The following is a 14,463-nucleotide window of genomic DNA, read 5'->3' as shown; positions in this document are numbered from 1 at the left end:
ATGGATGATAATACTATTATTTGTAGGTGCTCGGATGTAACATTAAAAGAAATTAGAGATTTAATAAAACAAGGCTATACAAGCCTTGAAGAGATAAAGAGAATAACAAGAGCTGGTATGGGTCCGTGTCAAGGGAGAACATGTGGGCAATTGATTCAAAGAGAGATTGCAAAATATACAGGAAAAAGCATGGCAGAAATAGAACCTTGTACTAGTAGACCTCCTGTTAAAAGCTTGAAAATTGATCAATTTGTTAAGGGAGGTAGTGAAGATGATTAAAACTGCTGATGTTGTAATTATTGGTGGTGGTATTTCTGGGTGTTCAATAGCATATAATTTAGCAAAAAAGGGTGTAAAAAATGTTGTTGTTATAGAAAAAAATTATTTAGCTAGTGGTTCTACAGGTAGATGTGGCGCTGGTATTAGACAACAATTTGGTATGGAAATGAACTGTAAGCTGGCAATGGAGAGTATTAAATTCTTTGAAAATGCTAACGAAGAGCTTGAATATGATAGAGATATTGAATTTAAGCAGGGTGGATATTTAATGGTTGCAACAACTGAAAAGGAAGATGAGCAATTCAAAAAAAATGTAGAACTTGAGAAAAGCTTAGGAATAGATGTAGATTATATAACACCAAAGGAAGCAAAAAAAATAGTTCCATACTTAAATACGGATATTATGACAAGTGCAACTTTTTGCCAAAGTGACGGACATTTAAATCCATTCTTAACTACAGATGCATATGCAAAAGCAGCAAAAAGATTGGGAGTTAAATTTTATTTATATACTGAAGTAATTGGTATTAAAAAAGAAAACGGAAAGGTTAAATCAGTAATAACAAACAAAGGAGAAATAGCTACAAGAGTAGTAGTAAACGCAGCAGGTGGATATTCAAAACAGATTGGAGAAATGGTAGGACTAGATATACCAGTTTACTCAGAGAGACATCAAATATTAGTAACAGAGACTGTTGAACCAACTCAAGGACCTATGGTTATGTCATTTTCATTAAATTTATATTGTCAACAAACACCAAATGGCTCATTTTTAATGGGTAGAGGAGATGCAAATGAACCTAGAGACTTGAGAATGACTTCTAGTTGGCATTTCTTAGAGGAGATGTCCAAAACTATTACTAATTTACTACCACCTATTGGTAAATTGAGAGTAGTAAGACAATGGGCTGGATTGTATAATATAACACCTGATAGTCATCCGATATTAGGTACAGTTAAAGAATTAGAAGGTTTCTATCTAGCAGTTGGATTTAGCGGTCACGGGTTTATGTTAGGTCCTGTAACTGGGATGCTTATAGCTGAGCAAATACTAGGTGAAGAAAATACTATAGATGTAAGCTCTCTAGATAAAGATAGATTTGCAAGGGGAGAATTAGTTTACGAGCCTTCAGTAGTTTAAAAAATTAGTAATAATCTACAATGGATAAACAGTTACATGTTATAAAACAAATTTCTATAATTAAACACATTAGAAGTAAAGATTATATATTATTTAAAGGGGATAATTATGATAGAATTACGAAAAATCACAGATGATAATTTTGATGAATGTATCAAATTAGAACCAAAAGAAGAACAAAAAAGTTATGTAGCAAGTAATATATGCAGCCTTGCAGAGGCGTATGTTGCTTTAACGAATAATGAGTGCATTCCTATGCCTTATGCCATTTATGACAATGATATCATGGTAGGCTTTATAATGTTATCATATAATGAAGCAGATGAGAATGATGATGAAAATGCTTATTGGGTGTGTAGATTAATGATCGACAAACGATATCAGGGTAAAGGTTATAGTAAGGAAGCTATGGCAAAGGCACTTGAATTGATTAGGACTTTCCCGTATGGAAAAGCTTCGGTAGTTTCCCTTTCTTATGAACCAGAGAATGTGGTAGCAAAGGCACTTTACGCATCTTTTGGTTTTGTAGAAACAGGTAAGATTGAAGATGGTGAATTGGTAGCAAAATTAACTTTGTAGAACCGATAATTATAAATAATAATCTGGTTATGAGTATAACTTTAATGATATTCTTAAAATGCGTACTAGCCTATAAGAATTAATAATTAAATTACAGACTACATTGATAATATATAGTCTATGTGTAAATATAATAAAATAAGTTGGTGTAGGGTGTGCTGCACTAGATATTGTAAGGAGGTGTAAAAGTATGAAAAGATTAGCTGTAAATACTGATTTGTGTATTGGCTGTCACAATTGTGAGGAAGTATGTTCAAAAGCTTTTTATAAAGAGAAAAATATATCAAAAGCAGCATTGAATGTAAAAGAGGTAGTGGATGGTCCAAATTTAATTAGCCATTGTACTCAATGTGGTGAGTGTATCGATATATGTCCTGTTGAAGCAATTTACAGAGATAAAAATGGAATCGTTAGAATTAATAAAGATATATGTGTTGGATGTTTTATGTGCGTTGGATATTGTCCAGAGGCTGCAATGATGCAGCATGATGATTATATTGAACCGTTTAAATGTATATCATGCGGGTTATGTGTTAAAAAATGCCCTACAGGAGCATTGACACTAGAGACTGTTGAAACATCAAAAGTTTAAAAAGGGGGTGTAATTATTATGGACTTAGAAAAAATTAAAAATTCAAGAAAACTCTTAACAGAGTTTAAGTATGATTTGGGGACTATAGAAAGAGGATATACTAATAGAACTTTATATGTAGATATTTCAAATAACACTATAAAATCGAAACCTGTAACTCAGCTTATGAAAGATAAATTCATAGGTGGTAAAGGTTTTGGTTTGAAATTTTTATGGGAAGCAACACAACCTGATACTAAATGGGATGATCCTGAAAACGAAATTATAATAGCATGTGGACCAGTAGGTGGAATAACTCAATATCCTGGTGCAGGAAAATCATTGGTAGTTACAATATCACCAACTACAAATATTGTAATTGACAGCAATGTTGGTGGATATTTTGGACCACTATTAAAATTTTCAGGTTGGGATGCATTAGAAATACAAGGTAAAGCAGATAATGATGTTGTGATTTTCATAGATGGAGACACAGGTGTAGTTAAAATAGAAGAAGCTCCACTTGATGCTATAGACAGCCATGTTTTAGCTGAACAACTGACAGAGATGTATGCAAAGACAGAAGCTGATAGGAGAAATATATCTGTTGTTTCAGCAGGAACAGCTGCTGATAATTGTTTAGTTGGAATGTTAAACTTTAGTTTTTATGATGTTAGAAGAAAAGTGGCAAGATTAAAGCAAGCAGGTAGAGGTGGAATAGGTTCAGTATTTAGAAATAAAAATATAAAAGCTATAGTTGTAAAATTCAGTAAAGTTAAAGGTGATTTAAATAACCCTGCAGATCAAGGTAAAATAAATAGGGCGGGAATAAGATTCCATAAAGAAATGTGCAGGTTTGATGATGAACAAAATGGAATGAGAAAAATAGGAACGGCAAATATAATTGAGGTTATGGATGAATATGATTTATTGCCAACACATAATTTCAAATTTGGAGCACATCCAGATACTTATAAAATAGCTTCTACTGTATTTAAAGATAAATATATTACTCAGGGGAAACCTGATGGTTGCTGGTATGGATGTTCAATGTCATGTGCTAAGGCAGCAGATAATTTTGAGCTAAAAACAGGACCGTATAAAGGTGATAAAGTTACGATAGATGGACCTGAGTACGAAACAGCAGCAGGTGTTGGTGCAAACTGTGGAATTTTTGATCCTGAATATGTATTGGAATGTAATTTTTATTGTGATACTTACGGTATAGATACGATTTCATTTGGAACATTAACAGCATTTATAATGGAATGTTATGAAAATGGAATATTAAACAAAGAAATAACAGGTGGATTAGATCTTCATTTTGGAAATGGTAAGGCAGCTATTGAATTGTTGCATCAAATGTCAAGAGGAGAAGGTTTTGGTCTTATAGCTGGTCAAGGTGTAAGAAGAATGAAAAAGATATTCATTGAAGAATATGGAGCAGACCCTGATTTTATAAATGATATAGCTATGGAACAAAAAGGTTTAGAGTTTTCTGAATATCTTTGTAAAGAATCCTTGGCTCAGCAAGGTGGATATGGCTTAACAAATAAAGGACCTCAACATGATGAAGCTTGGCTTATATTTATGGATATGGTTCACAATCAAATACCAACATTTGAAGATAAAGCTGAAGCATTACATTATTTTCCTATGTTTAGAACATGGTTTGGATTAAACGGATTATGTAAATTACCTTGGAATGATGTTACTCCAGCCAGTAATAAAAAATCAAAAGAGCCTGCTAAAGTTATAGAGCATGTTCAAAATTATGTAGAAGTATTTAATGGTGTTACAGGCAAAGACATTGATTTAGATGAATTAATAAGACAATCAGAAAGAGTATATAACTATCAGAGGATATTTAATATAAGAAGAGGCTATGGTAAGAGAATTAATGATGCTATACCTTATAGATCAATGGGTCCGGTAACAGTAGAAGAATATGAATCAAGAGCAGAAAGATATGATAAACAACTAAAAGAATGGTTAAATTACAATTCTGAAGGTAAGACAATTGATGAAAAGATTAAAGTCATGAGAGAGTATAGAGAGGACCAATATCAAAAACTAATTGATGCTGTATATAAAAGACGAGGATGGACTAATGATGGGGTACCAACGATAGAGAAGCTTAAAGAACTTGGTATGGATTTACCTGAATTAATAGAAGTAGTAGAGCAACATTTAAAATTAGAAAGAAGTCAATAGTTAATTAAAACAAACAAGGCTGTAACAAAACAAAAATATTATTTGGTTTTGTCACAGCCTTTCTCCTTAAATCTTATATATGGAAATATTCATATAATAATTAAATAAGATAGGATACTGTAATTAAAAAATTGTTAGCATAAAAGGGGGAATAAAGAGTGCTTTATATAAGTGAAAGTGATATTAAAAATTCAATATCATTTAATGAACTAATGGATTCAATAGAGCAAGCTTATGTAGTTTATGAGGAGAAAAACTATAAAATGCCTGATCGAATACATATAAATAATAGTAATGATACTTTATTATACATGCCTTGTTTCACCAATCAAGTTTTTGGTACTAAAATATTAACTGTATTTCCTAATAATACAGAATTCGACGAACCTGTTATACAAGGATTAATGCTGCTAAATGATATTAATACAGGTAAACCATTATGTATTATTAACGGTGCTAGTTTAACTGCTTATAGGACAGGTGCTGTAGGTGGAGTAGGGATAAGGCATACAACACAAAAAGATATTAATAGTGTTGGTTTAATTGGAACAGGAGTACAAGGATTTTATCAGATATTATTTGCCTCTACAGTTAGAAATGTTAAAAAAGTATCTATATTTGATATATCAAAGGATAAATTAAAAGCATTTAAAGTAAAACTACAAAAATATTTACCAGATGTTAAAATTAATATTGCTGACAGTGCAGTCGATTTATTAAATCAAAGTCAAGTTGTTATAACATGTACGACAGCTAATGAACCAGTACTACCTAATGAAAAAGAATTACTCCAAAATAAACATTATATAGGTATAGGATCATATAAGCCAAATATGAGAGAATATCCAAAAGAGCTTTTTAATATGCTAGATGAAATGTATATAGATACTGATTATGCGAAAGAAGAGTCAGGAGATATAATTACACCAATAAAAGAGGGATGGATAAAAGAAGAACAAATTAGAACATTTGGTTATTATATTAAAAACAAAAAATCTGCTGTAAAGAATACAACACTATATAAATCAGTAGGCATGGCTTTATTTGATATTGTCGTAGCACAGCAGATTTACAATAAAGTTAAAGAGAAAGGGCTAGGTCAAAAAATAGAGTTGTAAAAAGGGGAGTAAAAATATGATAAACTTTACAAGGATGATAACAGCTATAGATGCTCATACAGCTGGTGAGCCACTAAGAATAATAACCTCTGGTTTACCTCCTATTAAAGGTAATACTATTTTAGAAAAACGAAAGTTTATGCTTAAGAACTATGATGACATTAGAAAGATGCTTATGTTGGAACCAAGAGGACATAGTGGAATGTATGGATGTATAATTACACCACCAGTAACATCAGATGGTGATTTTGGAGTTTTATTCACACACAATGAAGGATTAAGTACAATGTGTGGTCATGGGATAATAGCAGTTACTAAGGTAGCAATTGAGGTTGGAATGTTGAAATGTACTGAAGGGATTAATGTAGTAAAGATAGATTCACCTGCTGGCAGGATTGTAGCATATGCCAATATACAAAACGATAAAGTTCAAAAAATTAGTTTTGAAAATGTACCTTCATTTGTTTATGCAGAGAATATTAAAGTGAATGTAGAAGGTATAGGTGAGGTTACAGCAGACATAGCTTACGGCGGAGCTTTTTATGTATATATAGATGCACAAAAAATAGGCTTAACAGTAGATCCTAAACATATAGAAAAACTAGTAAAGATAGGTATGGAAATAAAATATAAGGTAATGGATGCAATGGATGTAGTACATCCGATAGAAAGAGGAATAAAGGGTATCTATGGAACTATAATAACTGGACCATTAAACATAAAAGGTGATACAATAGAATCAAATAATGTATGTATTTTTGCAGATGGTCAAATAGATAGATCACCTACAGGAACTGGAACTGCAGGTAGAGTTGCTTTACTTTATAAAAAAGGTGTTATGAAAAAAGGAATGACACTAATTAATAAAAGTATAATAGATACAATTTTTGAAGGTAAAATAAATGATTTTACTAGTATATCAAATTTAGATGCAGTGATACCTGAGGTTTCTGGAAATGCATTTATTACTGGTTTTAATCAATTAGTATTAGATCCGGATGACCCAATACCAGAGGGTTTTAGGATTATAGGAGGGTAAATATGAATCAAAAATATTTAAAAAAACTTACTGATTTGATGTCAGATAACAATGTTGAAGCTATGCTAGTAGCACCATCAGAAGATATGTCATTTTTATTAGGTTTTTCTCCACATATGGATGAAAGGTTTCAAGCATTTTTCTTATTAAAAGATGGCAGATATTTTTATGTAGTACCGAAATTAAATTTTGAAGAAATGCAAAAAGTACTTGGAAAAGATACAGCAATTTATCAATGGGATGATGGAGAAGGTTTTTTATGTAAAGTAAAAAAAGCTTTTGAAGAATTCGACTTAATAGGTAAGACTATAGGCGTTAACAAAAGTGCAAGAGCTGTGAATATGCTAGATATGAAAGAAACTATGGATATTAAATTTGTTAATGGTAATCACATATTAGAAGAACTTAGAATAATAAAAAGTGATGATGAAATAGAAAAATTAAGAATAGCTGCTAAAATGGCTGATGATGTTTTTGCTGATATAATTAAATTTATTAAACCAGGTATGACAGAAGATAATATTAGAGAAAAAATGGAAGAGTTATTTTTAGAAAAAGGAGCAGAAGGATTATCTTTTGATACAATAATTGCATCAGGTCCAAATAGCTCAAAACCACATTACAATGAATATTCAAGAGTTATACAGGAAAAAGATATTATAATTATAGATTTTGGGTGTATTTACAAAGGTTTTTGCTCAGATACAACAAGAACCGTATTTGTAGGAGGTATGACTGAAAAAGAAAAAGAAGTATACAATACAGTACTTGAAGCGAATTTAGCTGGTGAAAAACAAGCAAAATCTGATGTTAGCGCACAAAGTGTAGATAAAGCAGCAAGAGATGTGATAGAGAAAGCTGGTTATGGTGAATATTTCATAACTAGAACAGGTCATGGTATAGGATCTAGTGTACATGAAGCTCCTTACATAAGAAGCGGAAATGAACAAATTTTAAGAGAAGGAATGGCTTTTAGTGTAGAACCGGGTATCTATATTCCAAACGAATTTGGTGTAAGAATAGAAGATATAGTTGTAGTTACAGAAAATGGAGTAGAAGTATTAAATAAGTCTCAAAAAACACCAGTTATAATATAATTAACACAAAAGCTACGGATAAAAAGCCGTAGCTTTTCAATATAAATCACGAGAATTAAGGGACGATTTTTTTGCTGATTTCAATTTGATTTTTAAATCTTGTAATATCGGTTTGCTACAAGGAGCTATATTTTTTGGTAAACTATCAAAATTAAAGAATTTCAATTCCGAACCCTCTATACCATCAGCTTTCATTTCTCCTTCGAAATTTTTAGTTATGTAAACTACATTAGTAAAATACACTTCATTACCATCAGGATAAATACAATGTTGTTCTTTTCCAGAATAAACATTAAACAATTTAATATCTTCAACAATAAGATTTGTTTCCTCATATACTTCTCTTTTTGCCCCTGCTTCCAAATTTTCTCCTAATCCAAGACCACCACCTGGTATACTCCATGATCCATCATCTGTCCTATGTTGAAGTAGTATTCTATTTTTTTTATCGAGTATTATGACTCCTGCACTACTGATGTTTAATGGTATTTTTCCGACTAGTTTTCTTAAATTCCAATAATAATTATCAGACATGTTGTTACCTCCTCAGTATTCTATAATTAAATATTACTACATATGACATTTAATGACAAGCCCTGTTTAGTTAGCTTTGTGGCGAATAAAGAGATTCGACAAGAGGATTATCTAAAAGAATGTAGAATATATAAATATTATACTAATAGTAGTTAGCGGGCTACAAAGTGTGAGTCGCTTACTCAGACGAAGCAATGAGTCTGAGATACATCTATAATCCAATTTAATTCGAAGGCATGTCGAGTTGACATGTATGATATTTAATGGATATCTTATAACAACGGAAGTAATTACGTAGTAATTGCAACACACTGTTTCAACGAGGCGGGAGATATACACACCGCCTGTTAAATCTAATCGGTACCCGCCACCTATAGAGGTTGGGGGATATCTTGCGCCTTGTTATAATCAGAAGGATATTATTAATGAATCTCCTATCATAATTTTCTATGAATAATCTAAGTTTAAGTATATTTCAAGAATGTAGTAATAAAGTTTAGCTTGACCGAACAGGTATAATTGATGGAGGAAGAAAAATGGATGAATTTGATTGTATAAACTATAAGATAGACGATTTTGAAAATGAAATAAATGGTGGAAAGCATATTATAGAAGAAAAAATTAATAAGACTATAATAGCTAGAAATAATGAAATAGAATCTATTAAAAAGCATTTTGACCGTGTTCTAGAAGGTGGCGGGTGGATATCGATCATTACTGGTGTGCCAGGTATTGGAAAAACTTTTTTAGTAGAGCATGTAATAAAGGAGCTGGCAAGCAGCAACGTAACCTATGTATACGGTAAATTTAGACAGCATGACAAAAAGCCCTTTAGTGCCATTTCAGAAATTATAGAGCAAATGGTAAAACATCTTTTGACCCTACCATATGAACAATTGAAGAACATAAAAAATGCTTTAAAAAAATCCTTGAATTCTGACATAGAAATAATAACATCAATATGTCCATATGCACGAAAGCTTTTAGATCATCACAAAACTATTAATATGAATAATTATGAAAAACTAAAATACAGAGTAAAAAAAGCCATTTATCAGTTTTTGTTGGCTGTTTCAGAATCGCTATTCCCACTGATTATGTTTATAGATGATTTGCAATGGGCGGATACACCCTCTTTAGAAGTGCTTCAGCCTATATGCAAGGATAATGAACTGTTAAACTTACTCCTTATACTTGCATATCGGGATAATGAAGAAAGAAGTATTAAAAAAGTGGAATGCATTACTGAAATACCACAGATTAAAAATGACCATATTCCTATACAATTACAGGAACTAACGGCTTTAGATATAAAGGATTATCTGCAATTAATCTTTGGAGTAAATATTGAAAACCTAGATTATTTAGCAAGAATTATATATGGTTTAACACTTGGAAATCCTTTTTACATAAAGGAAATTCTTAATGTATTTATTGGGGAAAAAATACTCTCATATTCTCCTAAAAGAAAACAATGGGTAGTAGAAATTAATCTGATAAATAGTTTAAATTTGCCCAAGGATATAGAGCAGATTATAACAAATAAAATGAACAAACTAAAGAGTGAGGATAAATCACTCCTTGAGCTGATAGCATGTTTTGATGGCAAAGTAGAATATAAGCTATTAAAAAAAATAATAAATACAGAGGATACCTTATTAAATAAACAGTTACATAGATTATGTAAAGCTGCTTTTCTTGTAAAAACAGTAGAAGAATATCAGACAGAGGGAACCTTAAGCTATGGTTTTGTGCATGATATTATATTAGAACTGGTGTATAAAAAAATTGACTCTGAAAAAAGAGCAAAGCTTCATTATAATATTGCTAAAAAACTTACAGACAACGTAGACGAAACATTTAAAAAAAACAATAGACTTTTCATAGCATCTCAATTATTACGCAGTGACTATCAGATGTTGACACAAGAAAACACAGAAATGTGGATTTATGAGCTATACTATGCAGGTATGGAGGCAAAACAAACAATTGCTATAGAACAAGCCCTAAAAATATTTGAGTGCTGTGTACACTTACTTCCCTATTGCGAATTTAAAGATAAGCATGATTTAGAGATGAGAATTAATCTAGAATTAGGAGAGTGTGAATATATCTGTGAAAGATACCAAGAAGCAAAAAAAAGATTTGAATTACTCATTGACAAATACAATACAGCAGAAAATATGATAACCATAAAAAGAAAATATATGAACCTTTATTCTTATAACGGTAATTCCGAAAAGGTAATAGAGTTAGGTATTGAGGTATTAAATCAATTAAACTTTAAATTCAATACAAAACATCTTGTTACTGATTTTATAAAAGGAAAATTGTTATTTTCCAATAATAAGATAGAGAAGCTTAAAAATGCACCTATGATTAAAGATAAAAGACTAATGATTATCTTAGAAACCTTAACCAAAATGATTCCTGCTGCTAATATTGTCAATGATAAGATATTTGGACTGACTCTCATGAAAATAGGTATTCTTTCTGCAAAATATGGTAATTCGCCTTATTCACCCATTGGATATACTGCCTATAGTTATGTTGCTAACAATATATGGAAAGATCATAAAAAAGGAGAAAGACTAAAGGACATTGCATTAGATTTGCTTGAAGATACAGATAATCTATATACAAAACCAATTGTATATTCTCTTATAGGAACTTTTATAGATCATTGGTCAAATTCTATGGAAAAATCCATAAAATATCTGGAAAATTCCATTGAAGAAGGGATAAAGATAGGCGAATTTATATATAGTGGTTATGCTATTATTTCCATTATTTATGCAAAGTACGTCATGGGAGTACCATTAAAGGAAATAATCAACTATGCTAACGTCCAAGTAAAAAAATTACAGAGGATGGGAGATGACATCGTATTATTTATAGATCAACTTTTTAATCGTCATATTCATTATCTTGAAGTAGGGGTACTCACAAAAGAAGATTATCAAATAGAAAAGGAGATAGAACTATTAAATAATAATAAAAGCCTAGCGTATTACGCCTTCATGCTCCAAAGGTTATACCTAGAAGGAGAAATTGAAAAAGCTTACGAATTGGTAGAAAATATTACACCAAGCATAGGTTTATTAAAAGGACATATCATGTATATAGACTTGCTTTTTTATTGTATACTCACAAGACTTGCTGAGCATAAAGCTTTACAAGTAGCAGAAAAGAGGAAAAATAAAACACTAATAAAGAAACAAATGAAGGAGCTAAAATATTGGGTTGATATTTATAAGGAAAACCATTATACAAGATATTTACTAGCCAAGGCTGAATACACAAAGATTTTTGAAAAGGAGAAGCCTTTAGAGAAACTATATAATGAAGCAATTAGCTTTGCAGAAAACAGAGGTCAATTGCAACTAGCAGCCATAGGTAATCTTTTGGCAGCAAGGCATTATGAGTACAACAAAAGGCTTTCAAGATTTTATGCAAAAGAGGCTGCAAGTTTTTTTGAAAAGTGGGGAGCTATATATATTGTGAACTTAATTGAAAAGAACTTTGGACTAGAAAATAACATAAAACTGCTTACAGAAGAAAAAAATCTTCAGCTAAAAAATAAAATGACCGAAGAGATAACAGTAGATGAAGAAATAAACAAAAACATATTGTATCATTTAAATCAAATTGAAAACATGGAAGAGAAACAAGGGTTCATATATATGCTAGATGTTCTTATTCAGATTAATAATGCAGATTATGGCGCTGTTTTATTTGAAAAAGTTGATGAAATGTATCTACAATATGAAAAGAAAAACAATGAAAATGTAAAGGTTCATAAAGAGCCTATATATATGAAACATGTAAGTTATCTATCTCGGAAAGTAATTCGATACGTAGCGAGAACAGGAGAAGAAGTAATTTTAAACAAGAAACCCGATAAAGGTATATTTACAAAGGATATATATATAATGGATAAAGATGAAATATCTATTGTTTGTATTCCAATCAACTATTTAGGGGTATTTGTGGGGATTATTTATTTAGAAAGAGTGAGTAGAGAGGGTTTTGATGAAAATATTTCTGGGGTTATTAAAAGTGTAATTCCTTCACTTATATCAAAGATAACAAAAATAAAGGATGTGAATCTTCACAGTATATTAAATCCTGGGAAAGCTTCATCACCTTTAACTGATAGAGAATTAGAAGTATTAAAATTAGTTGCAGAGGGAATGTCAAACTCTGCTATAAGTAAAAAGTTATTTATTACCCTTGGAACTGTAAAAAGTCATTTGAGCAACATATATAGTAAATTGGAAGTGGATAGTCGTATAAAAGCAGTTATAAAAGCAAAAGAACTTAATATTATTAAAATATAAAATAGCATCTTGAAAACCTGCAAAATAGCAGGATTTTTCATATTTTGCAAAATATAACTTTTGACAGATGTAAAATCTTACACAATCTATATAATGAAGCAATAAATAATTATGCTTATAGTACATGTGAAAGGAGGTAGAAATTATATGAATCAAATGTTAGGGGAGATAAAACTCTTACCCTATTATGATATACCTGAGGGTTGGCTTAGGTGCAGTGGGCAAGCATTGCATAAAAATAAATATCCTAAACTTTATATGCTGATTGGTACTAAATTTGGAAAGGAAGGAGACCTCCAATTTAAATTACCGGATTTAATAGAAACTGCACCCAAAGGTCTGACCTATTGCATTGCCACGGAAGGTAAGCTACCTAAAATTCACTCTTAAAATGAGGCTAAGGAAATAATAGAAATTCTACTGGAAGATATAGATAAAGAAAAAGTTGATATCGACAAGTTAAGTATCTATGTATTTAACGAAGAAACTAAAGAGTGGGAATATGTAAAGAGTAAAGTAGTAGGAAACAAATTAGTATTTGAAGCACCACACTTGAGTATATATGCGGTGATGGAACATAACAAGACATTCAAAGACATACAAGGACACTGGGCAAAAGAAGAAATAGAAATAATGGTAGCAAAACACATAGCAAAAGGAAAAGTCAAAGATAACTTTGCACCAAATGACATAATAAGCAGAGCAGAATTTACAGACTTGATAGTTAGAGTATTAGGATTAGAGGGCTCAGAGAATAATGAATATGCTCCAGAAAAGGCGATAACAAGTGATAACAATGATGGAAATAAGATATGCTCTGGATAATGGCTTAGTAAATGGTTTTAAAGATAATATACTAAGACCAAAGGACAATGCTACAAGGGCAGAGGCAGTGGTAATGATTATGAGGTTGATAAAGTAGTAGGATTTACCCTGTCCCTTTGCTTTCTTATTAAAATATGAAAATAAAGAAAAATAGTCCAAAAACCTGCAAAATCAGCAGGTTTTTCTCTTTCTAAAACATATTTCAGATTTTTTATAGAAAATATAACTTTTGGCAGATGTAAATTACTATACAATTTATATAATGAAATTGGAAACAATTATGATTTTAGACTGTATATAGATAAACAAAACTGAAATTAGATATATTTAGAAGTTGATTTTTTCAAAAAGGAGGTAAAAATTACATGAATCAAATGCTAGGGGATATAAAATTGATTCCCTATGATGATGTACCAGTGGGATGGCTTAGGTGCAGTGGGCAAGCTTTATATATAAACGAATATCCTAAGCTTTACATGCTCATAGGTACAAAATTTGGAAAAAAAGGTAAATTTCAATTTAGATTGCCTGATTTAACAAAAGATGAACCTGAGGGACAGACTTATTGTATTGCGACGGAAGGTAAGGTACCCGAAATTCATGGTAAAAATATGGTTTCTAAAGACCAAATATAATACATGAAAATCTTAAACCTATAATCTAAGAAGTTACAGATACTTTGAAATACTATACAGTAGAAGGAATTAAATGAAAATATTAATCCCC

At 31.0% G+C, this 14,463-nt stretch carries 14 protein-coding genes; 13 read left to right on the top strand and 1 reads right to left on the bottom strand.

Going from position 1 to position 14,463, the window contains the following annotated elements:
- The 8 genes from AYC61_RS01270 to AYC61_RS01235 all read left to right on the top strand — a co-directional run bounded on the left by AYC61_RS01270 (position 1) and on the right by AYC61_RS01235 (position 8,038).
- Positions 1-279, top strand: coding sequence for a (2Fe-2S)-binding protein (locus AYC61_RS01270; protein ID WP_066495638.1), 279 nt, complete (start codon positions 1-3; stop codon positions 277-279).
- Positions 272-1,420: an NAD(P)/FAD-dependent oxidoreductase gene (locus AYC61_RS01265; RefSeq protein WP_066495635.1), complete on the top strand. Its 1,149-nt coding sequence runs from the start codon at positions 272-274 to the stop codon at positions 1,418-1,420. Before AYC61_RS01270 ends, AYC61_RS01265 begins: the two co-directional genes overlap by 8 nt.
- 108 nt (positions 1,421-1,528) lie before the next feature.
- Positions 1,529-1,999: a GNAT family N-acetyltransferase gene (locus AYC61_RS01260; RefSeq protein WP_066495632.1), complete on the top strand. Its 471-nt coding sequence runs from the start codon at positions 1,529-1,531 to the stop codon at positions 1,997-1,999.
- Between the two features lie 190 nt (positions 2,000-2,189).
- Positions 2,190-2,591 (top strand): 4Fe-4S binding protein, encoded by a 402-nt coding sequence (locus tag AYC61_RS01255; RefSeq protein ID WP_066495623.1) that lies wholly within the window; start codon positions 2,190-2,192, stop codon positions 2,589-2,591.
- 18 nt (positions 2,592-2,609) lie between these two features.
- Entirely contained in the window at positions 2,610-4,784 is a 2,175-nt protein-coding gene (locus tag AYC61_RS01250; RefSeq protein ID WP_066495620.1) for an aldehyde ferredoxin oxidoreductase family protein, read from the top strand.
- A gap of 158 nt (positions 4,785-4,942) precedes the next feature.
- Positions 4,943-5,902, top strand: a complete 960-nt coding sequence (locus tag AYC61_RS01245; protein WP_066495618.1) for an ornithine cyclodeaminase family protein — start codon at positions 4,943-4,945, stop codon at positions 5,900-5,902.
- Positions 5,903-5,918: 16 nt separating this feature from the next.
- Complete coding sequence (locus AYC61_RS01240) at positions 5,919-6,941, top strand: proline racemase family protein (protein ID WP_156456288.1); 1,023 nt, start codon at positions 5,919-5,921, stop codon at positions 6,939-6,941.
- A 2-nt stretch (positions 6,942-6,943) separates the two neighbouring features.
- Complete coding sequence (locus AYC61_RS01235) at positions 6,944-8,038, top strand: M24 family metallopeptidase (protein ID WP_066495615.1); 1,095 nt, start codon at positions 6,944-6,946, stop codon at positions 8,036-8,038.
- A 36-nt stretch (positions 8,039-8,074) separates the two neighbouring features.
- On the opposite strand, the gene AYC61_RS01230 is transcribed toward AYC61_RS01235, so the two are convergent.
- A complete protein-coding gene (locus AYC61_RS01230) occupies positions 8,075-8,572 on the bottom strand; it encodes an NUDIX hydrolase (RefSeq protein ID WP_066495610.1) in 498 nt (165 codons plus the stop codon).
- Between the two features lie 536 nt (positions 8,573-9,108).
- On the opposite strand from AYC61_RS01230, the gene AYC61_RS01225 reads away from it, so the two are divergent.
- The 5 genes from AYC61_RS01225 to AYC61_RS01210 all read left to right on the top strand — a co-directional run bounded on the left by AYC61_RS01225 (position 9,109) and on the right by AYC61_RS01210 (position 14,372).
- A complete protein-coding gene (locus tag AYC61_RS01225; protein ID WP_066495609.1) occupies positions 9,109-12,912 on the top strand; it encodes an AAA family ATPase in 3,804 nt (1,267 codons plus the stop codon).
- 147 nt (positions 12,913-13,059) lie between these two features.
- Complete coding sequence (locus AYC61_RS01220) at positions 13,060-13,302, top strand: phage tail protein (protein ID WP_066495607.1); 243 nt, start codon at positions 13,060-13,062, stop codon at positions 13,300-13,302.
- Positions 13,303-13,482: 180 nt separating this feature from the next.
- Positions 13,483-13,737 (top strand): S-layer homology domain-containing protein, encoded by a 255-nt coding sequence (locus AYC61_RS01215; RefSeq protein WP_156456287.1) that lies wholly within the window; start codon positions 13,483-13,485, stop codon positions 13,735-13,737.
- Positions 13,709-13,834, top strand: coding sequence for an S-layer homology domain-containing protein (locus AYC61_RS20515; RefSeq protein ID WP_082759719.1), 126 nt, complete (start codon positions 13,709-13,711; stop codon positions 13,832-13,834). Before AYC61_RS01215 ends, AYC61_RS20515 begins: the two co-directional genes overlap by 29 nt.
- A gap of 268 nt (positions 13,835-14,102) precedes the next feature.
- The gene (locus AYC61_RS01210; protein WP_066495599.1) at positions 14,103-14,372 is read left to right on the top strand and encodes a phage tail protein; all 270 of its coding nucleotides are present in this window, start codon (positions 14,103-14,105) and stop codon (positions 14,370-14,372) included.
- Positions 14,373-14,463 lie beyond the last annotated feature (91 nt).

This window comes from Abyssisolibacter fermentans (assembly GCF_001559865.1).
GTDB classification, from domain to species: domain Bacteria; phylum Bacillota; class Clostridia; order Tissierellales; family MCWD3; genus Abyssisolibacter; species Abyssisolibacter fermentans.
This window is presented reverse-complemented; position numbering and strand designations above follow the sequence as displayed.